Origin of the sequence: Sorangium sp. So ce394, assembly GCF_051474665.1 — a bacterium.
In the GTDB taxonomy this organism is placed as follows: Bacteria; Myxococcota_A; Polyangia; order Polyangiales; family Polyangiaceae; genus Sorangium; species Sorangium cellulosum_D.
This window is the reverse complement of sequence record NZ_CP150339.1, coordinates 4,032,346-4,052,950: the sequence shown is the minus strand read 5'-3', so window position 1 is coordinate 4,052,950 and position 20,605 is coordinate 4,032,346. Positions and strand designations below refer to the sequence as shown.

Sequence of the window (20,605 nt, the reverse complement as noted above, 5' to 3'; positions counted from 1 at the left end):
GCCTCCTCCGCGCGGCGTCCTCCGCGCGGCGTCCTCCGCGCGGCGTCCTCCGCGCAGGGTCGAGGGAAACTTTGGGTTAGGCGGACAGGGACCCAGAAAGGCGAGCGCCGATGCAAAGGACGATCGGCGCGCTCGGCGGGATGGCCTCGAACGTGAGCCGCGGCTGGATATCGCGCGAGGCGCGGCTCAGCGCGGCGAGTCGCCGCGGCGGTACTCCGCGGTCACCTCGTCGAGCCGGGCCTTCAGCTGCGGATCGAGCGTGATCTCGGCCGCGGCGAGCGTGGCGTCCAGCTGGTCGGGCCGGCTGGCGCCGATGATGGCCGAGGTGATCGCCGGGTTGGCGAGCACCCACGCGACAGCGACGGTCGTGAGCGACTGGCCGGCTTCGGCGACGATGCCCTGCAGCTTCTCGACGGTCGCGAACGCGCGCTCGTTCCAGTAGCGCTGCTGGTAGTTGCTCGCCGCCGTGCCCAGCGTGAAGCGCGTGCCCGGCGTGGGCTCGCCGCGGCGGTGCTTGCCCGTGAGGAGCCCGCCGGCGAGCGGGTTGTACGGGATCACGCCGAGGCCCTCCTCCTGCGCGAGCGGGAGCAGCTCGCGCTCGATCTCGCGGAACAGGAGCGCATAGCGCGGCTGCACGGACACGAGCCGCGTGAGCCCGCGCACGTCGGCGCGGCCGAGCGCGCGCGCCAGGCGATAGGCCAGGTAGTTGGAGACGCCGATGTACCGCGCCTTACCGGAGCGCACCACCGTGTCGAGCGCCTCCAGCGTCTCGTCGATCGGCGTGTCGCGATCGTCGGAGTGGAGCTGATAGAGATCCACGTAATCGGTGCCGAGGCGGCGCAGCGAGGCGTCGATGGCGTCCAGGATGTGCTTGCGCGAGGCGCCCTGATCCCAGTCGTTCGGGCCGACGCGGCCGACGCACTTTGTGGCGAGGATGAAGCGGTCGCGCTTGCCCTTGAGCCAGCGGCCGACGATCTCCTCGGTGCGCCCCGCGGTCGGCAGGCCGCCGCCCAGCGGATACACATCGGCGGTGTCGAGGAAGTTGACGCCGGCGGACGCGGCCTTGTCGAGGATGGCGCGGGAGGTCTCCTCGTCCGTCTGGAAGCCGAACGTCATCGTGCCCAGGCACAGGCGAGAAACGGTGAGGCCGGTACGGCCGAGGCGGGTGGTCGGGATGCTCATGGTCTTCCGTGGGTTCTTCGGGGGCTGGCCCGTACAGTTTCAGACAGGGCGGCTCGGGGCGTCAATCGGGTACGCCGAGCGGGGTGAAGCGGGGTGAAAACGAGAGAGAGCGACCGCAGAGGCACAGAGAGCACAGAGGGAGAGACGGAGAGGGGGAGAGAGAGTTCCCCTGCTCTCCGTGGCCCTGTGGCCGATCCGTCGGTGGTCCGCGCCGCTCGGCGCGCGAGCCGAGGGCCGGCCGAGCGGGGCAGATCAGTAATAGATCGGCCCGACGCTGCCGCCGCCGGCGACCACGGCGTCGCCGTTGATCGCGACGCTCCTCGGCGAGGCGAGGAACGTGACGACCCACGCGACCTCGCGCGCGTCGACGAGGCGGCCGATGCTCACCGAGGCGGCGAGGTCCTTCTCCGGCTCGGGCCGGACGCGCTCGGTGCGCGTCGCGCCGGGGTGCACGACCGTGACGTTGATCCCCTTCGGGCCCAGCTCGTCCGCGAGGTTCTTCGTGATCGCCGCCACGCCGACGTTGCGCAGGGTGGCGACGGGGCGGCCGGTCTTGCGCACGGCCAGCCCGCCGATGTTGATGATGCGACCCCAGCCGTTCGCGATGAGGTGCGGCGCGACGGCGCGCGCGGTCCGCAGGTAGCCAACGACCTTGATGTTGATGTCCTCGATCACCTGCGCATCGACGATCTGATCGAGGCGCGTGGCGGGCGAGATCCCGCCCGGCAAGGCGGCGTTGTTGACCAGGATGTCCACGCCGCCCAGCGCGGCGACGGCGCGCTCGACGAGCGTGTTGACCGAGGTCTCGTCGCCGGTATCGACCACCAGCGGGACGACGCGGCGGCCGGTCTCCGCCGAGAGCTCCGCGGCGGTCGCCTCCAGCTTGTCCTTGCCGCGCGCGGCGATCACGACGTCGGCGCCCTCGCGCGCGAGCTCGCGCGCGATGGCCTTGCCGATGCCGCGGCTGCCGCCGGTGACGATGGCCCGCTTGCCGGTGAGTTCGAGATCCACGATCAGCTCCCTTTCCTTCGCAGACACGACGCCTGCGGCCTCGTACGTGGCGGGAGCCGCGCAGGGCACGTCTCGTTCCATGCTCGTCTCGCCATGTTCGATCCGGGGAGCGAGCGCGCGGCTCGCCCGGTCCTGGTTCCGGCGCGCCCTCCGGGCGGCGCCCGCGGCGAAGGCGGGCCCGGCGCCCGCCTGCTTCGCGAGCAGCAGGCTGCTTCCGCTGTGTTGCCGGCGGAGCAGCCCGCGCGCCGCGCGGCTCGGATCAGCGGGGGGCGGCCTTCCGGAAGAGCCTCCTCGCGACGGCGCGGGTCATGGCGAGGAGGTTGTCGCTGGTGAAGCGGAACCAGAAGCCGGCGTAGCAGCCGTTCGTGCGGAAGCCCGGGTTGACCGCGGCGTAGCGCCTCGCGGCCGGGCGGTCGAAGTAGCGCGGCGGATAGCGGCTCAGCGTCTCTTCGGTCATGAAGATGTTGACCAGGAAGAGCCCGGTCTCGTCGTCGACGTGGTAGTTGCTCTCCCCTGCGAGCCGGAGGAACGCCTCGCGCACGGCCTCGTCCTCCGCGGTGCTCCGGCGCTTCGGATCGAAGATCTCGTAACGCGCGAGCGCCTCGGTGATGGAGACGAAGCCGAAGAGGCTGGCGATCGAGAGCCGGTAAAGACGCGTCCGCGGCGCGCGGCGCTTCGTCTCCAGCAGGAACAGGAGGCCGGAGGCGAGGTGCAGCCCGCGGGTCCGGAAGTCGGGCGCGATCCGCAGCTTCCCACCGACGATGGCCCGGCTGCGAGGCAAGGCGATGGGCGCGGTCTTCCAGAACTGGAATCCGACGATCGCGCCCGTGTCGACGCGGCGGAAGACGTGGACGACGTCGTTGGTCCTGGCGTGGACGCAGAAGTGCTCGAAGCGCTCGGCCATGAGCGCGTTCGAGAGGGCGTGGAGCTCGCGCAGGCGCTGGTCGTCGAAGTCGCGCCGCTCGATGGTCTCGACGCGGACCGCGGGGCGCAGCGGGGAGAGCTGGAGGAGGAGGTTCAGCATGATGGCGCCGGCCCGCGGAGGTCGTCTACGCCCCGTACATGGCGAACAGCGTCCGCCCGGCCTCGTCCGCGGCGGCGTTCACGGGGCCGACCAGCGCCGCATCCATGCCGAACGTCGTGCGCAGCGGCCTCTGGCCGTGCGGCATCTCGAGGAGCTTCAGCAGCACGCTCGCGAGCTCCGCCGGGTCGGGCCCCGTCAGCGTCTTGACCGCCTCGAGCGTGGCGCGTATCACGCCGTCGAGCTCGCCGTACTCGGCGGCGCGCGCCTCGTCGTCGTGCGCCCAGGCGTTGTGGAAGATCTTCGTCTGGACCAGCCCCGGCTCCAGGATCACGACGTCGATCCCGAACGACGCGAGGTCGGTCTTGTAGCCCTCGGCCATCATCTCCATCGCGGCCTTGGCCGCGCAGTAGTGCGCCGACCTCGGCATGAGGATGCGCCCTCCCATGCTGGACGTGAAGGCGAGCACCCCCGCCTTGCGCCGGCGCATGTGCGGCAACACGGCGCGACAGACGCGCTGCGCCCCGAAGACGTGCGTCTCGAAGAACCGTCGCAGCTGATCGACGCTGCTGCACTCGGTCAGGCCGATCAGGCTGTTGCCCGCGTTGTTCAGGACCACATCGATCTGCCCCGTCTTCTCCACCACCGTCGCGACCGCCGCGGCGACGGACGCGTCGTCCGTCACGTCGAGCGCGACCGCCTCGATGGGGACGCCGGCGGCCGAGAGGCCGGCCACCTCGTCGCGCGCCGCCCGGTTCTTGCCCTCGGGATCGCGCATCCCCGCGAAGGCCACATAGCCGTTTCGCGCGAGCGCCTCCGCCACGCTCCGGCCGATCCCCGTGCTCGCGCCCGTCACCAGCGCCACCCGCTTCGCCGTCATCGCCCCTCGCCTCCTCGAGCGCCGGGGCCCTACCCGGCGCTGCCCGCGCGAGCGATGCTAACACGCGGCCTCCTGGATCGAGGTCGGCGCGCGGCTATGCGACGGCGAAGCCGGCGCTCAGCAGGTCCTGCGGCCGGGACGAGGCTCCGATGTGGACGCGGAACTCCCCCGGCTCCACCACGCGGCGCCCCTCCGCGTCGATGATCGACAGCGCCGAGGCGGGGAGCTCGAAGCGCACCGTGCGCGCCTCGCCCGCGGCCAGGCTCAGGCGGCGGAACGCCTTGAGCTCCTTCACCGCCCACGTGGACGACGTCACCAGATCCTCGATGTACAGCTGGGCGATCTCGACCCCCTCGCGCCCTCCAGCGTTGGCGATCGTCACCTCGAACGAGGCCACGCCGTCTCGCCCCACGCTGGGCGTCAGGACCTTCAGGTCGGCATAGGCGAAGCGCGTGTAGCTCAGGCCGAAGCCGAAGGCGAACGCCGGCTCCTGCGTGAGGTCGGCGTAGCGGCTCCCGTGCTGGCCGCGGGCCTGGTTGTAGAACACCGGCTGCTGGCCCACGTGGTAGGGAAACGAGATCGTCAGCTTGCCCGAGGGGTTGAGCCGCCCGAAGAGCGCCTCGGCCACGGCCCGCCCGCCCATCATCCCCGGATTGAACGCCTCGACGATGGCCGACGCGCCGAGCACCGAGCGCGGCAGGACGAGCGGCTTGCTGTTGACGAGGACCGCGACCGTGGGGACGCCCGTCCTGGCGATCGCGTCCGCCAGGGCCTTTTGCCCGCCCATGAGCTCCAGGGTCGCCGTGCTCTTCGTCTCGCCGATGAACTCGATCCGATCCCCGAGGACCAGGACCACGACGTCGGCGCCCCGGGCGAGCTCCACCGCCGCAGCGATGCCCGACTCGTCCTCGCTGACCACCGAACAGCCTGCCGCGTGCACCACCTCGCACCCCGGCGGCGCGAGCTCCCGGAGCCCGTCCACGATCGTGACGATGCTCGAGCGGGGGTGCTCGGGGCCGTTGCCGCCGCTCATCTGGCCCGATCCGAGCGACCAGTCGCCCAGCTGGGCGATCGGGTCGTCCGCGTTGGGGCCGATCACGGCGATCCGCCGGAGGGGCCTCGGCCCCGCGCCCGCCCCGGCGGCGGCGCTCGCGCCGTCCGCGAGCGGCAACAGGCCGTCGTTCTTCAGCAAGACCAGCGAGGCCCGCGCCGCCTCCAGGTTGAGCGCCCGGTGGGCCTCGCACCCGATGACCTCCTTGATCCGCCGCTCGCTGCTGTACCCGGGGTCCTCGAAGAGCCCGAGGGAGAACTTGAGCGCGAGGACGCGCCGCACCACCGCGTCGATCTCCGCTTCGGCCAGGAGCCCGCGGCGCACCGCCTCCTGCGCCCCCTCGTAGAACTGCGGCGTCGCCATCATCAGGTCGTTGCCGCTCCGGATCGCCACCGTCGCCGCCTCGGCCATGTCCTTGCAGACCTTCTGATCGAGCACGAGGTTGGCCACGTTGTTCCAGTCGGTCACGACGATCCCCTCGAAGCCCCACTCCTCCTTGAGGACCTCGGTCAGCAGCCAGCGGTTGGCGGTCGCCGGTATCCCGTCCATGGACTGATATCCGGTCATGAACGCCATGCAGCCGCTCTGCGCGGCCCTCTCGAAGGGCGGCAAGAAATACGAGCGCAGGTAGCGCCGCGAGATGTTCGCCTCCGAGGCGTCACGGCCGCCCAGCGTCTCCGAGTAGCCCGCGTAGTGCTTGGCCGTGGCCAGCACCGCGTCCGGATCGTCGAGGCCCTTGCCCTGATAGCCCTTGACCATCGCGCACGCGAGCTCCCCGATGAGGTAGGGATCCTCGCCGAACGTCTCCCCCACCCTGCCCCAGCGGAGATCGCGCGTGAGGCACAGGACCGGAGAGAACGTCCACTTGAGCCCCGTGGCCCGCATCTCGGCGGCCGTGACCCGGGCGACCTTCTCCAGGAGCCCCGTGTCCCAGCTGCACGCCATGCCGAGCTGCGTCGGGAAGATCGTGGCGCCCGCCCAGAAGGAATGACCATGAATCCCGTCGTCGGCCATCAGCACCGGAATGCCGAGCCGGGTGCCCAGCGCGCGCTCGATCGCCGCGTCCGCGTCCTTCCCGTTGCAGTGCAGGAGGCTGCCGACCTTCATCCGCCCGATCGCGTCCTCGAGGTCCCCCTGCGCGTCCAGCTGCATGAGCTGGCCGACCTTCTCATCCAGGGTCATCCGGCTCAGGAGATCTTCCACCCGCTTGCCCACGGGCTGCTTGGCGTCTTTGTAAAGGGGAGCGTCGTTCATGAGTCCTCCTGAGCGACTCCTCGAGCCGCCGTTCAGCGAAGCGCGGCGCGCGCTCGTTCGACGGGCGCGCCTTCCGGGCCACCGTCGGCCTCGCCGCGGTCAAATCACATGCGGACCACCGCGCTGCCCCACGTGAGCCCGCCGCCGAGCGCGCACAGCAGCACGTGATGCCCGGGCAAGATCCGCCCGTCGCGGAGCGCCTCGTCGAGCGCGCTCGCGACCGAGCCGGCGCTCGCGCCGACCGCGCTCTCGCCGTCGCGCGCGCCGAGGACGCGCTGCCGCGGGCACCCGAGGCGATCGGCGAGGTGCGCGGCGAGCTGGGCGTCGGCGTGGTGCGGGATCACCCAGTCGACGTCCGCGGGCGCGAGCCCGGCCGACGCGAGCGCCGCGAGCGCCTGCGCGCCGAGGTGCTCCTCCACGGCCTGCCGCAGCTCGGGCTGCTTCACGCGCAGGTACTGCCGCCGGTCGGCGAGCCGCTCGACCGTGAGCGGCTCCGCGGATCCGCCGCCGGGGACCTGGAGCACGTCGGCCCTCTTCCCGTCGGCCCGGAGGCTGACGCTGAGGATCCCGCGCCCGTCGCCGACCGCCGGCCCGACGACGACCGCGCCGGCGCCGTCGCCGAAGAGCTGGGCCGCGGCCCGGTCGCGCGGATCGACGCGGCGCGAGAGCAGGTCCGCGCCGATCACGAGGACGTGCTTCATGGTCCCCGCCGCGACGAACTGGCTCGCCACGGACAGCCCGTAGAGGAAGCCCGTCAGCGAGGCGGAGAGGTCGAACGACGGGATGAGCTCGGCGCCGAGCTTCTGCTGCACGTACACCGCGGTCGCCGGCATCGGCGCGTCGCCGCTCGAGGTCGCGAGGATGATCATCTCGAGGTCGCGCGGCCCGAGGCCGGCCGCGTCGAGGGCCGCCTTCGCCGCCCTCGTCGCCAGGTCGCTCGTCGTCTCGCCGGCCGCGCCGCGGCGCCGCTCGTCGGCCGCGCTCGCGTCGCCCGCGGCGCCGTCCGCTGGCGGCGCGCCTGCGTGCGCCTCGCCCTCCGGGGCGGCGAGCGGCAGGGAGCGGCCTGTGCCGAGGATGCGCGCGCGGGGATTTCTGGCATCGGACGTCATTGGAAGCGCAGCCTACATCATGGGCTGCGGGTTGGGACGGGCGATCGCGCGCCGGGCCCGGTACACGGAATGCTTGAGTCGCGGACGCGCTCCGGTACATAAAGCGCCGCGATGGCTACGAGCTCCGAAGACAAAGACCGCCCCGACACGGACGACGCTCCTTCCGGCGAGGCCGACGCGCAGGACACCAGCAGGGAGGACGGCGAGGACCGCGCCGCTGCCCGCGCCGACGCAGCGGCCCCCGCGAGGGCCTCGCGCCCTGCGAAGCCGGCGGGCGCCGCGCGGCGCCCGGCCGGCAAGAAGCCCGGGGCGCGGCCTCGCGCGGCCGCCCAGCCGCAGGGCGGCTCGCTCGGCAAGAGCATGATCCTGTTCCTGATCATCATCGGCGGCCTGGCCGCGGCGTTCGCCTATTTCGGGCGCGAGCCCGCGCCCGGCGCGGCCGGTCCGAAGTGGAAGCCGGGCGACAAGGCGCAGGTCGAGGTCACCCTCGTGGCCAGCGACATCAAGGACCTCGCCTGCTGGTCGGCCGAGGAGATCAGCGGCCGGCACTGCGCGTTCGAGTCGCCCACCAAGGGCTGGTCCAAGGGTGACGCGGACGACAAGAAGCTGCTCCGTCCTTACACGACGACCGACCGCGTGCAGTTCCTCGCCGCCGGCCTCTGGAGTGAGCCCGCCCTCACGAACAAGCTGCCGTCCGCACGGTTCGCGGTGAAGTGCACCTACACCGTCGAAGGCAAGATGAAGAAGCCCGGCATCCGCTGGTCCAGCGAGGGCGCATGGCTCGACAGGACCGATGACTGGTACACGGGGCTCTTGTCGGATTGCAAGCTCATCAACCCCTGATGTCGCAGGCGCTGCCGCGTTCGCCTGCGTCGCGCCTGGCCCGCGACGCAGCGCAGGCGGCGCGCCGAGCGTGCTGCGCCATCGCTCTCGTGTGACCGCGACCCCCCGTGGTAGTGTCATGATCGGCTTGGAGGTGTTCATGCCCAGTCATCGGGTGACCGCATTGGTGTCGTTGGCCGCATTGTTCGCCGTTGCTGGATGTGAAGCTGACCCGGGCACCGTGAACGTCCTGCCGATCTACGTCACCGTATCGAGCTCCTCTGGCGGCGGCGCGGGCGGAGAGGCCGGGGCGACGACGACGACCACCACCACCGTCTCGACGACGAGCGCTGGCGGCGAGGGCGGCGCCGGGGGCGTTGCGTGCACGTGCGACGCCGGGCTCTCGTGCTGTGGACCGGCCTGCGTCAACCTGGCCAACGATCCGCACAACTGCGGAACGTGCGGCACGCGCTGCCCCGACGAGCAGGCATGCATCCAGGGCGAGTGCAAGGATCCCTGCGATCCGAACTTCGGGTGCGAAGAGGGCATCTGCTGCGGGGTGGAGTGCTGCCTTGGCGGCACGATCTGCTGCGACTACGGGACCAGCGCCGAGGCGCCCGACCTGCACTGCCAGCAGCCGGAGAACGGGACCTGCCCGCTCGCCTGCACCGGCTGCGGGAGCTGACGGACATCGACAGCGGCGCGCGGTGCGCCCGGGCGATCCGGGAGCGCCGCGCGTCGGCGCATCGCGCGCCTCCCGGGAGCTGCGCGCATCGCGCGACGCGCCGGCCTGCTGCGCGCCGCGCGGGCGCCCGTGCGGCCCGCGCCGCCCTGCCGAGCGCGCGCATCGTCCGCGCGCGCGGACGGCTCACGCCTTCTCGAAGGCCTTGCCCGGGTACTTCCGCTCGAAGTGCCCCACGACGCCATGGCCGATCGCCTCGATCGTGAGCCCGGCGATCCCCATCTTGATGGCGGGTCCGACCAAGGGGACGAAGCCGACCGCCCGGGTGGCGAGGAATTTCAAGCCTCGCCCGAGGATGGCGAAGCTCCCGCCGGCGGCGGTCGTCGCCACGGATCCGACGCTCTCGCCGTAGATCGCGCCGATCATCGACATCATGTGGGTCTCGATCGCGACGAGCCCGGCGGACGTCGAGATCGGGAGCGGGAGCGCGGCGAAGGCGGCGCCGCCGATCGCGTAGCGGTGAACCCAGCGAAGAGCTTCATCCCTGCACGTCGTCATGCCTCGAGGTTGCCGCAAGTCGCGCCGTCCGTCCATCGCGCACCGCGCTGACGCCGCGGGCGCGACGATCGGCCGGGGCGCACGGCATGTCGTGTGTGCGCTGCCTTCCCGGCCGGCGGGAATCGCGCATGCATGACCGTCGCTCGGCTCGACCTCCGTGCTCGCGCCGGAGGTCGGCGCCGAGGCCACGCGACCCCGCGAGGGGATGTCGATCCGTCGGAGCCCCGGCCACCCGGGCTCCAGCGAGGTGACCATGACAGCGCGACGCGCGCCCTTCCGCCTGCCCTTCCTCTGCGCCTGCGCCGCCCTCGCGGCGTGCGGCGCGGCGCCACGTCCCGCCTCGCCCCGAGCGGATCCGCGGCCCGGCCACGATGCCGCGGGGGCGCCCTTCGCCGGGCGCGTCCCGCTGTTCGAGGACATCGGCTCACTCCATCACCCCGTGACGACGTCATCGGAGCTCGCGCAGCGCTATTTCGATCAGGGCCTGCGGCTCGTCTATGCGTTCAACCACGACGAGGCGCGGCGGGCGTTCGAGGAGGCCGCCCGCCTCGATCCCGGCCTCGCCATGGCCCGCTGGGGCGTCGCGCTCACGCTCGGCCCCAACATCAACCTGCCGGCCGAGCCAGCGCGGGAGCGGGCCGCCTTCGAGGCCGTCCAGCAGGCGCGCGCGCTCGCCGCGTCCGCGACCGCGCGCGAGCGCGCGTACATCGAGGCGCTGGCCGAGCGCCACGCCGCGGCGCCGGGCCGCGACCGCGACCGGGCGGCGCGGGGCCGCGCCTACGCGAGCGCGATGCGCGAGCTCGCCCGTCGCTTCCCCGACGATCTCGACGCCAGCGTCCTCTTCGCCGAGGCGCTCATGGACCTGCGCCCGTGGGATCTCTGGACGCTGGACGGCCGGCCGCAGCCGGGGACCGAGGAGATCGTCTCCACCTTGGAGGGCGTCCTCCGGCGCGATCCCGAGCACCTCGGCGCGAATCACTACTACATCCACGCCGTGGAGGCGTCGCGCGCGCCGGGGCGCGCGCTGCCGAGCGCCGAGCGGCTCGGCGGTCTGGCCCCAGGGGCTGGGCACCTCGTGCACATGCCGTCGCACATCTTCATGCGGGTCGGCCGGTACGCGGACGCGTCCGACGCCAACGAGCGCGCGGTCCTGGTCGATCGCCGGTACATCCGCGAGCAGCGGCCGGAGGGCATCTATCCGATGATGTACTTCCCTCACAACCTCTATTTCCTCTCGGTCTCCGCGAGCATGGAGGGGCGCAGCGCCGTCGCCGTGCGCGCGGCCCGCGAGCTCGGCGCCGCGGTGCCCGACCGCCACGTCCGGCACATGCCGATGCTCGAGATGTTCCGGCCAGCGCTGCTGTTCGCCCTGGTCCGGTTCGGCCTCTGGCAGGACGTCCTCGCGCAGCCGGCGCCGCCGTCCGAGCAGCGTTACGCGACGGGGATATGGCACTATGCGCGCGGCCGGGCGCTCGCGTCGACGGAGCGCCCCGACGACGCCGCGCGCGAGGCGGCGGCGCTCCGGGCGGTGTCGTCCGAGATCGCCGGGGTCACGATCGGCATGAACCGCGCGGAGGACCTGCTCGAGATCGCCTCGCTCGTGCTGGAGAGCCAGATCGCCTCGGAGCGCGGCCAGGCCGGCGACGCCGTCCGCGTGCTCCAGGCGGCCGTACGCGTCGAGGACACACTGCGTTATTTCGAGCCGCCGGACTGGCCCGAGCCGGTCCGCCACACGCTCGGGGCGGCGCTCCTCAAAGCGGGTCGACCGCGCGACGCCGAGGCGGCATATCGGGAGGATCTGGCCCGTAATCCCGACAACGGCTGGTCCCTCTCGGGCCTCGAGCAGAGCCTGCGCGCACAGGGCAGGGAAGAGGAGTCGGCCGCCGCACACGAGCGCTTCGAGCGCGCCTTCGCGCGAGCCGACGTGCGGCTGTCCGGGTCGCGCCCGTGAATGTCCGGCCTCGAGCGGCCGCGGACGACGAGGAAAAGCGCGCTTCGCCGGCATGCGCGTCGATTCGATCTGCTACGTTGATGGGGTGTTGTGCGCGAAGCTTGGACTCTCAGCGCTCCTGTGTCTCTTCTCTTTCACTGTCAGCCTGTGCGCCGCGTCGCTCCTCGGTTGCGAGGGCTCCGAGCTCCCGCCGAATACGTACGTCCCGCGGAACGACGCGGGCGAGCCCCCGTGTGCGCCGGGGCAACTCCGCGGCATGAGCGGGTGTGTCTCCGTGGGCGTCCAGGGCTGTACCGACGATTCCGTCGGTGAGGACGGGCTCTGCCGTCCCGCGCTCGAGCGGTGCTCGCCCGGGACCGTCCCGACGTTCGACGGGGGCTGCCTCGAAGCCGGGATCCCCGGGTGTGCAGCGGAGTTCGTGGAGGGCGGCGGCTGTCATCCCACGATGGCCAAGTGCCCGGAAGGGACGTTCGCGGTCCCGCAGAAGGGGTGTATCTCCATCGACGGCCCAGACGGCTGCGGCTCGGGGCCATGGGGCCAAGTGGCCGAGGCGCCCGGCGACATCCACGTCGATCCGAGCTACGCGGGTGGGGGCGGCGACGGGTCGCGGGACAGGCCGTTCGCGACGCTGGCGGCGGCGCTCTCGGCGGTGCAGGCGGACGGCCGCGTCGTCCTGGCCGAGGGCGAGTACGACGAGCCGGTCGAGATCTCGAAGCCCATCGAGCTGGTCGGGCGGTGCGCCTCCCGGGTCGTGCTCCGGGGTGAGCAGAGCGACCCGAGCGGCAACGTCAGCGCGGTCTGGATTCATGACGTCGAGGGCGCCGGCGTGCGCGGCGTGAGCGTGATCAGCCCGTCCATCGGGCTGCTCGTCCAGGCGGCGGAGGTCTCGGCGCGCGACGTCCGCGTGACGGGCGGGAGCGGCAGCGGCGTCGTGGTCGCGCTCCCCGGCGCGAGCCTCGATCTGTCGCGCAGCCTGGTCCAGGCGTCGTGGGCGGGCGAAGGCACGGGCGATCAGTGGACGAGCGTGCTGGTCCTGTCCGGGGCGCGCGCGCGGCTCACCGAGAGCGCGCTTGTCGACGGCACGGTCCACCTGCGCATCACCTCCGGGGCGGAGGGGGTGGTCGCCGAGGGCAACCTCCTGGAGATCACGCCCCAGCAGGCGGAGACGACCGCCCCGGTCGGCGTGATCCTGGAAGCGGGCGCGCTGCAGCTCGACGCGAGCGCCCTCGTCCACCACCGCCTGGGCGCGCTGGTGACGGGCGCCTCCGCGGAGCTCACCGCGACGCGCTCCCTCTTCGCCGCTCCGCCCGAGGGGGTGCAGGAGGCCGGCGACGTGGTCGTGGAGCAGGGCGCTCGCGCGACGCTCGAGGGCAGCGTGCTGTCCGGCGCGTGCGACGCGCAGCTCGCCGTCGCGGGCGCCGGCACGGCGGTCGAGGTGTCCGGGACCCTCTTCCAGGGCGCGGCCGCCGCGGAGGCGGGCCGCCTCGGGTACGCCGTCGAGCAGCGGGGCGGCGCGCTCTCGCTGTCGTCGAGCGCCGTGCGCCAGGCCGGCGACGCGGGCCTGGTCGTGTCGGGCGGGACGTTCTCCGCCAGCGGTGTGGTCGTCGCGGGCACACGCGCGCGCCCGATCCATCGGGATCGCGCTGCTGGCGTGCTGGTGCGCGGCGCGCGCGCCACGCTGGCGTCGACGGTTGTCCTGGGCGCGCATGTCGCGGGCGTCGCCGCGTTCCAGGGAGCGGAGCTCGATCTCACGGAGAGCCTCATCGAGGGGACGCGGCCGGAGGAGCGCGACAGCACCGGCGGCGTCGGCCTGCTGAGCGCCGGGTCGGCGCGGATCGTCGTCCAGAGGTCGGCGGTGCTGGAGAGCCGCGTGGCGGGGCTGCTCCTGCTCGCCTCGCCGAGCACGGTCGAAGAGACGCTCATCCAGGGGGTCGAGAGCGGGACGTTCTCCACGCTCAGCGCCGGCGGGCAGATGGAGTCGGTTTCGGACCTGGGCGACGGGCTCCTCGTCCTCCGCTCGACGGCGCAGGTGAGCTCGGTGCAGGCGGAGGGCTGCGCGCGCGCGGGGCTGCTCTTCGGCGACAGCGACGGCGCGCTCGCGCACGCTCGCTCCACGGGCAACCGGTTCGGCCTTGTCGTGCAGGGCACGCGGGCGCCGGAGCTATCGCAGGACAACACCTTCGAGGACAACCAGGAGAGCGATCACGTCACCGAGGGCGCTCTCCCCGTCCCGAGCAGCGCCGCGCCCGCCCCGTGACGCGCCCGCTGGACGCGGCGCGCCCGTGTCCCCGCCGTGGAGCTAGACCGAGAAGAACTGCCTGATTTTCTCGAGGAGCGCGGTCGTCTTGGCCTCCTCGGCGCCGGCGCGGGCGCGGCGCACCGACACGTTCTCGTCGAGCGCCGACTGCCGAGCGACCAGCACCTCCGTGATCTTCTCAGCGATGCCGGGCGCCGCCGCGAGGATCTCGTGGAAGGCCTCCTTGTCGACCTTCACGAGCTCGCAATCGCTCACCGCCTGGATCGTCGCGCTGCGCGGCTCCCCGGTCATCAGCGACATCTCGCCGAAGAACTTGCCCGGGCCGAGGCGCGCCACCTCGGCCGTGCTGCCGCCCTCGCGCCCCACGACGACCGAGACCTCGCCCGACTGCACGATGAAGAGCTCGTGCCCCGCGGCCCCCTGCCGGATCACGACCTCTCCGGTCATGTAGCTGCACGTCTTCGACAGCGTCGCGAGCCGGTCGAGGAGCGGCGGGGGGAGCGCGGCGATGAAGTCGACGACGCGCAGCGACTGCAGGCGGCGCTGCCGCTCGTCGGCCTCGCTGCGCGCCTGCGACTCGGACGGCGCCTCGGCCATCCGGACGATGCGGGTGGGGAACGGGACCGCGATGCCCTCGCGGTGGAACGCGTACCAGATCCGCTGACGGACCTCCGAGTCGATGCGATCGCGGCGGGCGAAGTCCTCGATGAAGAAGTTGACCTGATAGCCGATGCTGCTCTCGTCGAACCTCGCGGCGAGCACGAACGGCGGCGGCGCGAGCAGCACCCCGGGCGCCGAGGCCACGGCGCCGAGCAGCGCCTGCTCGACGATCCGCGGCGACACCTCGTAGGGGCCCCGCACCTCGATCATCCGCCGCGCGAGGGCGGTGGGCTTCGTGAAGTTCCGGATCGTGCTCTTCGCGAGCGTGCCGTTCGGCACCGTGAGCTCGATCTGATCGTTCGTGAGGACCGTGGTCGCGCGCCAGTTGATCTCGATGACCTGCCCGATGAGCCTCGGATCCGGGTCGATCTGGATCCAGTCCCCCACCTCGAACGGCCGCTGCGCCTGGATCGCGAGCCCGGCGAACAGGTTCCCGAGCGTCTCCTGGAGCGAGAGGCCGATCACCGCGGTGAGCAGCGCCGAGGTGGTGAGCAGCGATCCCGGCTCGACCCCGGCCGCGCGGAGCGTGATGAGCGCGACGCCCGCGTAGACGAGCCCCTGGATGATGTCGTGGATGATCCTGGAGAGCGGCCGCCCGAGGCGCACGCCGAGGATCAGGTCGACGACGAGGAGGAAGGCGGCGCGACCGAGCGCGGTCAGCAGCAGGAAGAGCGCGACGACCGAGAGCGCCACGTGAAGCGACGACGCCGGATCGAGCGGGAGCCGGGCGAGCAGCGCCGCCACGTGGAGGCCGAGCAGCGCGGCCGGCAGCCGCAGCTTCCCGCGCTGGGCTTTCGGCATCAGCAGCCGCAGCGCGAGGAGCAGCGCGGCGGCGATCCCGATGCCGATGGCGCCCGACGACGCTATCCGCACGAGCACGTCCGAGATGGTTGCGGCGCCGCGCATGGCGGCCGATGGTAGAGCTCCGCCTGCCCCTGTCACAACCGCGTCGCGATCGGGCTTCGTGACCGTCACAGCGCCCGTCATCGGCTGCGCCTGCGGCGCGCGTCGCCTGCCGAGGCCGCCGCGGGCGCGCCGCGATCGCCGGGGCGCCTCGCGCAGCGGCGGATGGAGTCGCCGAGAGCTTGCGTCGATGTCGCCGGAACGACGTCGGTCCGGTCTCACGATCGCGTCGATGACGACGATCGCTCACCTCACGGACTTTCATCTCCTCGAGGCGGATCACGACCGCCGCCGCGGCGCCGAGCGGTGGCGGCTTCGTTATCTGAGCTTCGGCCGCCCCATCGACGCCGCGCAGCGCCGCCGCCGCGCGCTCGCCGCGGTCGTCGAGGCGTGGCGGAGCGGGGCGGATCACCTGGTGCTCACCGGCGACCTCACCGAAGACGGGACGCCTGCCCAGTTCGAGGTGCTCGCCGCGGTGCTTTCGGAGAGCGGCTGGGACCCGGCCCGCGTCACGCTGGTGCCTGGCAACCACGACGCGTATGGCGGGGGCGACGCGTGGGAGCGCGCCCTGGAAGGCAGCCTCCGCCCCTTCGCGGCCACCAGCGGGCGGGGGGCGGTGGTCGCCCTCCCTGGGGCCTTCGTGACGGCGGTATCGACGGCCATGATGCAGCCGGTGACCCGCTCGGCGGGCTCGATCGCGGACCTCGAGCTCGCGCGCGTCGCCGCGCTCGCCGCCGAGACGCGCCGCTCGGGCGACGCGCTCGTGCTCGCCCAGCACCACCCGCCGCTCCCGCACCCGATCGGCGCGATGCAGTGGCTGGACGGCCTCATCAACAGCTCCGAGCTCATGGCGCTGCTCCACGAGCACGATCACCTCCACGTGATCCACGGCCACGCGCACCGGGACTACGACGCGCCCGTGCGCTCCGGCGCTCCCCCTCGCATCTTCTGCGCGCAGGCGCTCGTGGACGGACCTTCTCCGCTGCGGTTCTACCGTGTGCGTTACGGGCGCCTTCTCTCGGAGCGCACGCGGGTCCGGAGCGGCGCGTCGACGTTCGCGTTGGCGTAGAATCTCTCACATGCACTGGAGGCGCGGGCGCCCCTCACCGCCCTCTTTTCGCCGGAGACGTGGCTCGTATAGAGTCCTCGCCGGATCATGAAATTCAATGTCTTGCTCAGGGGCACGGTCACCCTCGTTGCTGTCTCGGCGCTCGCGGCCCTCCCGGGCTGTGGCGGCGCCGAGCCCACGCCTGCGGCGCCGGTGATGCGCGACGCCGAGCCTGTCGAGACGTCGCGCCCGACGATGAGCTCGCGGTCCGAGATCGGCGGCATGAACGAGGAGAAGGTGCAGGCGGCGTTCGAGCGCGCCTCTCCGCGGCTCTCGCGCTGCTACCAGAAGGGCGTCGCGCGGATCCCCTACCTCGGCGGCGAGATCCGCTTCAAGGTCCGGGTGACCGAGGAGGGCACGGCGCGCTGGGCGTTCGTGAAGGACTCGACCCTGGGCGACCGCGAGACCGAGGCGTGCATGCTCAGCGTCCTGAAGGCGACGAGGTGGCCGAAGCCCGTCGGCGGAGAGGGCCTGGCGGAGAACAGCTTCACCTTCGAGCCGAGCAGCGACGAGCGCCCGCCGGTGCCGTGGACGCCCGACCAGCTCGGGACGCCGTACAAGAAGGCGCGGCCGGCGCTCGAGTCGTGCCGGAGCCAGGCCGGCGGCACCCAGCTCAAGGCGACGCTCTACATCGACACCGACGGCAAGCCGCTCAGCGTGGGCGTCTCCAGCGCCGACGAACGGGGCGAGGAGGCGGCCGAGTGTGTCGCCGGCGCGCTCCGCGACATCACCTTCCCCTCCCCCGGCAGCTACGCGTCGAAGGTGAGCGTCGACATCGACTGACGCCGCTCGCTGCCGGCTGCTCGCACGCCGTGCCGGCGCCGGCGGCCGGGCGCGCCGAGAGCCGCTGCGTCCCGGCCCGGTCGGGCGTGGAGTGGAGGACGGCCGTTGGCGCTGTCCACCGCGCGCGAAATCTCCCGCCCTTGCTGGGGGCGCGCCCCGCGGGACTGCGCTAGGCTCCGATCGTGGGCAAGGTCCTCTGGCAGATCCTGGCGCTCTTGTGGAAGGTGGCTCGCCTCGTCCTGTGGAAGTGGCTGAAGCCGCGGCTGATGAGGCTGATGATGATCGCCGCGGCGGTCGTCGGGGTGATCCTGCTCGTGGTGGCCGTGCTCGGCAGGCTGTAGGGCGGTTCTCGCGGGACGGGCGAGCGCCGCTGGCTTGTCCGCGGCGGCTTCCGGCAAGTAGTCTCTCCGGCTTGCATGCCTAGCTCACCGTCCTCCTTGCTCCTCGCGGCCCTGACGTGCGCGATCGCGTCGGGGGGCGCCGCCGCTTGCTCGGAAGAGAGCCCCGCCGCGGCGGCGCCGGCTTCGCTCGAGGCCGATGTGCCGCGCGCCCCTGCCGAAGCCGATGCGCGCCGCGCCGCGACCGTCGAGGCCGACGCGCCGCGCGCCGCGATCGTCGAGGCGGCGCACGTCGCGAACGCGCCGGCCCCGGTCCAGGCGGAGGACGGAGCGACGCCCCCGGCGAGCGCGGCGAGCGCGGCGAGCGCGGCGAGCGCGGCGAGCGCGGCGAGCGCGGCGAAGGAGAGCGCGCGCATCTATTCGAAGGCGCGGTTTGCCTGGATCAACCCCGGCCCGTACCCGACGCGGGGCTGGAGCGGCTACCTGGGCCTCGGCGGGTCCGTCGCGCTCCGCGGCGGCAGCGTCGAGGCCGCGCGGACGCCGGGGGAGGGCTGCGACGCGTGGTACGCCGTCGAGCCGCGGGGTTACATCTGCGCCGGCGCCAGCGCCACGGTCGACCCGAACGATCCGGTGGTGGCCGCGCTGCGGCCGCACGCGCCCAAGATCGACTCGCCGTGGCCGTACGACTACGCGGAGTCGACCGGCGCGCCGCGCTACCAGCGGCTCCCGAGCGCGAAGGAGCAGCGGCGCTCCGAGTGGGACATCGAGGCGCACCTCGCGAGCGTCTCGAAGGTGCGCGCCGCCGAGGGGTTGAGCGACGAAGCGATCCGGGAGATCGACGAGGCCCTCGTGGGCGTCGATGTGAAGCCCGCGGGCGTCGCCGCCCCGGCGCTGTTTCCCTTCGGCGACCTCGTGCGCGAGGCGCGCGACCGGATCGTGAACGGCTCGACGGTGGCGTTCACCCGTGCGTTCGACGCGCAGGATCGGACCTGGGTGGTGACCTCGGACCAGGCGTACATGCCGAAGGATCGGCTGAAGCCCTACCCGCGCTCGAGCTTCCAGGGGGTGTGGCTGAAGGACGGGCGTTCGCTCCCGCTCGCGTTCTTCCGCAAGACCGATCGGCCGAAGTACCAGCGGGGCGCCGGCGGCCGCTTCGAGCCCACGGGCGCGTCGTTCGCGCGGCTCGCCTCGGTCGGGCTCACGGGCCGCGCCGAGGTCGAGGACGGCGAGCGGTTCCTCGAGACGCAGGAGCCGGGGGTCTACGTGCTCGCCGACGACGCCGTGGTGGTCGAGGCGGCGAAGCGCGCGCCGCTCGAGGGCGAGAACGATCCCTCGTCGCCGCCGCGCAAGTGGATCGAGATCAGCGTCCTCGGCGGCTGGTTCGTCGCCTACGAAGAGCTCACCCCGGTCTTCGCCACGCTCATCTCGCCGGGGCGCGGCGGCGTCCCGCAGAAGGGCATCCCCGCCATCGAGACCGCGGCGACGCCGACGGGGCGCTTCCGCATCGACGGGAAGTTCGTGACGGCGACGATGGTGTCGAGCTCGAACGACAACATCGTCCACTCCGAGGTGCAGTTCGTGCAGAACTTCCACGGCCCGCACGCGCTGCACGGCGCGTACTGGCACGACGCCTGGGGCGAGCTGAAGAGCGGCGGCTGCGTGAACCTCTCCCCCATCGACGCGAAGCAGATGTTCGCCTGGACCGACCCGCCGGTCCCGGAGGGGTGGCACGGCCTGCGGGCCTCTCGCGACGCCGGCCGTTCCACGGTCGTCCTCATTCACCGCTGATCGCGCGCGCCATCCGGTCCACGAGCCGCAGCGCGGCCTCCGCGAACACCTCCGGCTCGAGCAGCAGCCCGACCACGAGGAAGCCGTCGCGCGGCATGTCGAAGAAGTAGCCGGGGTGGACGATGATCCCCTCGTCGCGCACGAGCAGCTCGACCCAGCCGTCCTCGTCGTGCACGCGCGGGACCTCCAGCGTCGCGTACCACCCGCCGTCGATCGGCAGCCGCCGGACCGCGCCCCCGGCGCGCGCCGAGATCGCCGCGTCGAGCGCCGCCAGGTTGGCCTGCACGCGCGACAGGATCGCGCGCTGGACGGGCGCCCGCGCGGCGAGGATCTCCGGCAGCGCGAGCTGCACCGGGGTGCCGACCGAGAGGTAGGTATCGGCGATGATCTCGAGCCGCTCCACCGCCGCGGCGGCGAGCTCCGGCGGCCCCGAGACCGCGATCCAGCCGAGCTTGAGCTGCGGCAGCGCCATCACCTTGGACAGCCCGCTCAGCACGAAGGTCAGCGCCTGCCGCCGGCCGGCGAAGCTCGGCAGGCGGTCCGGGGCGAGGTCTCCGTGCGCGTAGTCGCCGAAGACCTCGTCGACGATCAGCGCGAGGCCGCGCTCCCGGGCGCACGCCTCGAGCGCCGCGGCGTCGTCCCGGCGCACGAAGGAGCCGGTCGGGTTGTTCGGGTGGACGAGCACCACCGCGCGCGTCCGCTCGCCGGCGGCGCGCTCCAGCGCGCCGAGGTCGATGCGCCACCCCTCCTCCTTGACGAGCGGGTACGGCGTGAGCGCGACGTCCTCCAGGCAGGCGAGGTACTCGAGGAGCGGGTACGACGGCACCGGGACGAGCACGTCGTCGCCGCGCTCGGCGAGCAGCTTGAGCAGCCAGCCGTACGCCTCGCTGGTGCTCGCGGTCAGCACGACGCCCGCCGGATCCACGTCGATCCCGCGCTCCCTGTAGTAGCGCGACACCGCGGCGCGCGCGCCAGGGTCGCCGAGCGGCAGCGGCGCGTACGTGGAGCCGCGCGGCTCGCCCAGGCGCGCGATCAGCGGCGCCGTCTCGACGATCCCGCAGCGCGTCGGGTTCGACTCGGTGAAGTCGACGAGCGCGCGCCCTGCCCGGCGGGCCTCGACGAGGACGGACGCGAGCCGGTTCTCCGAGAGATCCCACCCCGTGCGCGCCGCGAACCGGAGCGGTCTCGGCGCGGGCGCGCGCCCCGCGTCTGCCTCTTCCGTGGGAGGTCGATCTGCGCTCATCCGT

The 20,605-nt window shown here is 72.9% G+C and carries 17 protein-coding genes; 8 read left to right on the top strand and 9 right to left on the bottom strand.

Features of this window, described 5'->3' with window-relative positions:
- Window positions 1-186: 186 nt before the first annotated feature.
- The 6 genes from WMF33_RS15145 to WMF33_RS15120 form a co-directional block, all read right to left on the bottom strand.
- Complete coding sequence (locus WMF33_RS15145) at window positions 187-1,182, bottom strand: aldo/keto reductase (protein WP_437337786.1); 996 nt, start codon at window positions 1,180-1,182, stop codon at window positions 187-189.
- A gap of 252 nt (window positions 1,183-1,434) precedes the next feature.
- The gene (locus tag WMF33_RS15140) at window positions 1,435-2,193 is read right to left on the bottom strand and encodes an SDR family NAD(P)-dependent oxidoreductase (RefSeq protein WP_437337785.1); all 759 of its coding nucleotides are present in this window, start codon (window positions 2,191-2,193) and stop codon (window positions 1,435-1,437) included.
- Between the two features lie 259 nt (window positions 2,194-2,452).
- A complete protein-coding gene (locus WMF33_RS15135; protein ID WP_437337784.1) occupies window positions 2,453-3,217 on the bottom strand; it encodes a hypothetical protein in 765 nt (254 codons plus the stop codon).
- 25 nt (window positions 3,218-3,242) lie between these two features.
- Window positions 3,243-4,094, bottom strand: coding sequence for an SDR family NAD(P)-dependent oxidoreductase (locus WMF33_RS15130; protein ID WP_437337783.1), 852 nt, complete (start codon window positions 4,092-4,094; stop codon window positions 3,243-3,245).
- Between the two features lie 94 nt (window positions 4,095-4,188).
- Window positions 4,189-6,399, bottom strand: coding sequence for a glycoside hydrolase family 3 N-terminal domain-containing protein (locus WMF33_RS15125; protein WP_437337782.1), 2,211 nt, complete (start codon window positions 6,397-6,399; stop codon window positions 4,189-4,191).
- Window positions 6,400-6,503: 104 nt separating this feature from the next.
- Window positions 6,504-7,508: a beta-ketoacyl-ACP synthase 3 gene (locus WMF33_RS15120; protein ID WP_437337781.1), complete on the bottom strand. Its 1,005-nt coding sequence runs from the start codon at window positions 7,506-7,508 to the stop codon at window positions 6,504-6,506.
- A 111-nt stretch (window positions 7,509-7,619) separates the two neighbouring features.
- On the opposite strand from WMF33_RS15120, the gene WMF33_RS15115 reads away from it, so the two are divergent.
- Complete coding sequence (locus tag WMF33_RS15115) at window positions 7,620-8,351, top strand: hypothetical protein (protein ID WP_061627404.1); 732 nt, start codon at window positions 7,620-7,622, stop codon at window positions 8,349-8,351.
- Window positions 8,352-8,571: 220 nt separating this feature from the next.
- Window positions 8,572-9,015 (top strand): hypothetical protein, encoded by a 444-nt coding sequence (locus tag WMF33_RS15110; protein ID WP_437337780.1) that lies wholly within the window; start codon window positions 8,572-8,574, stop codon window positions 9,013-9,015.
- A 183-nt stretch (window positions 9,016-9,198) separates the two neighbouring features.
- On the opposite strand, the gene WMF33_RS15105 is transcribed toward WMF33_RS15110, so the two are convergent.
- On the bottom strand, window positions 9,199-9,570 hold the full coding sequence (locus WMF33_RS15105; protein ID WP_437337779.1) for a hypothetical protein: 372 nt from the start codon (window positions 9,568-9,570) through the stop codon (window positions 9,199-9,201).
- 253 nt (window positions 9,571-9,823) lie between these two features.
- Here WMF33_RS15105 and WMF33_RS15100 point away from each other — a divergent pair, with 253 nt between their 5' ends.
- Together WMF33_RS15100 and WMF33_RS15095 are read left to right on the top strand one after the other, a co-directional pair.
- Window positions 9,824-11,521, top strand: a complete 1,698-nt coding sequence (locus WMF33_RS15100) for a hypothetical protein (RefSeq protein ID WP_437337778.1) — start codon at window positions 9,824-9,826, stop codon at window positions 11,519-11,521.
- Window positions 11,522-11,777: 256 nt separating this feature from the next.
- Window positions 11,778-13,778, top strand: coding sequence for a DUF1565 domain-containing protein (locus WMF33_RS15095; protein ID WP_437337777.1), 2,001 nt, complete (start codon window positions 11,778-11,780; stop codon window positions 13,776-13,778).
- Window positions 13,779-13,820: 42 nt separating this feature from the next.
- Here WMF33_RS15095 and WMF33_RS15090 read toward each other — a convergent pair whose 3' ends face one another.
- A complete protein-coding gene (locus WMF33_RS15090) occupies window positions 13,821-15,344 on the bottom strand; it encodes a cyclic nucleotide-binding domain-containing protein (RefSeq protein ID WP_437337776.1) in 1,524 nt (507 codons plus the stop codon).
- A gap of 229 nt (window positions 15,345-15,573) precedes the next feature.
- Between WMF33_RS15090 and WMF33_RS15085 the strand changes: the two genes are divergently transcribed.
- The 4 genes from WMF33_RS15085 (at window position 15,574) to WMF33_RS15070 (ending at window position 19,358) form a co-directional block, all read left to right on the top strand.
- Window positions 15,574-16,410, top strand: a complete 837-nt coding sequence (locus tag WMF33_RS15085) for a metallophosphoesterase family protein (protein ID WP_437337775.1) — start codon at window positions 15,574-15,576, stop codon at window positions 16,408-16,410.
- 87 nt (window positions 16,411-16,497) lie between these two features.
- Window positions 16,498-17,232, top strand: coding sequence for an AgmX/PglI C-terminal domain-containing protein (locus WMF33_RS15080; RefSeq protein WP_437337774.1), 735 nt, complete (start codon window positions 16,498-16,500; stop codon window positions 17,230-17,232).
- A 182-nt stretch (window positions 17,233-17,414) separates the two neighbouring features.
- Complete coding sequence (locus WMF33_RS15075; protein ID WP_437337773.1) at window positions 17,415-17,573, top strand: hypothetical protein; 159 nt, start codon at window positions 17,415-17,417, stop codon at window positions 17,571-17,573.
- Between the two features lie 75 nt (window positions 17,574-17,648).
- A complete protein-coding gene (locus WMF33_RS15070) occupies window positions 17,649-19,358 on the top strand; it encodes a L,D-transpeptidase (RefSeq protein WP_437337772.1) in 1,710 nt (569 codons plus the stop codon).
- Here WMF33_RS15070 and WMF33_RS15065 read toward each other — a convergent pair.
- On the bottom strand, window positions 19,345-20,601 hold the full coding sequence (locus WMF33_RS15065; protein ID WP_437337771.1) for a pyridoxal phosphate-dependent aminotransferase: 1,257 nt from the start codon (window positions 20,599-20,601) through the stop codon (window positions 19,345-19,347). The two genes, WMF33_RS15070 and WMF33_RS15065, sit on opposite strands and share 14 nt — an antisense overlap.
- Between the last annotated feature and the right edge of the window lie 4 nt (window positions 20,602-20,605).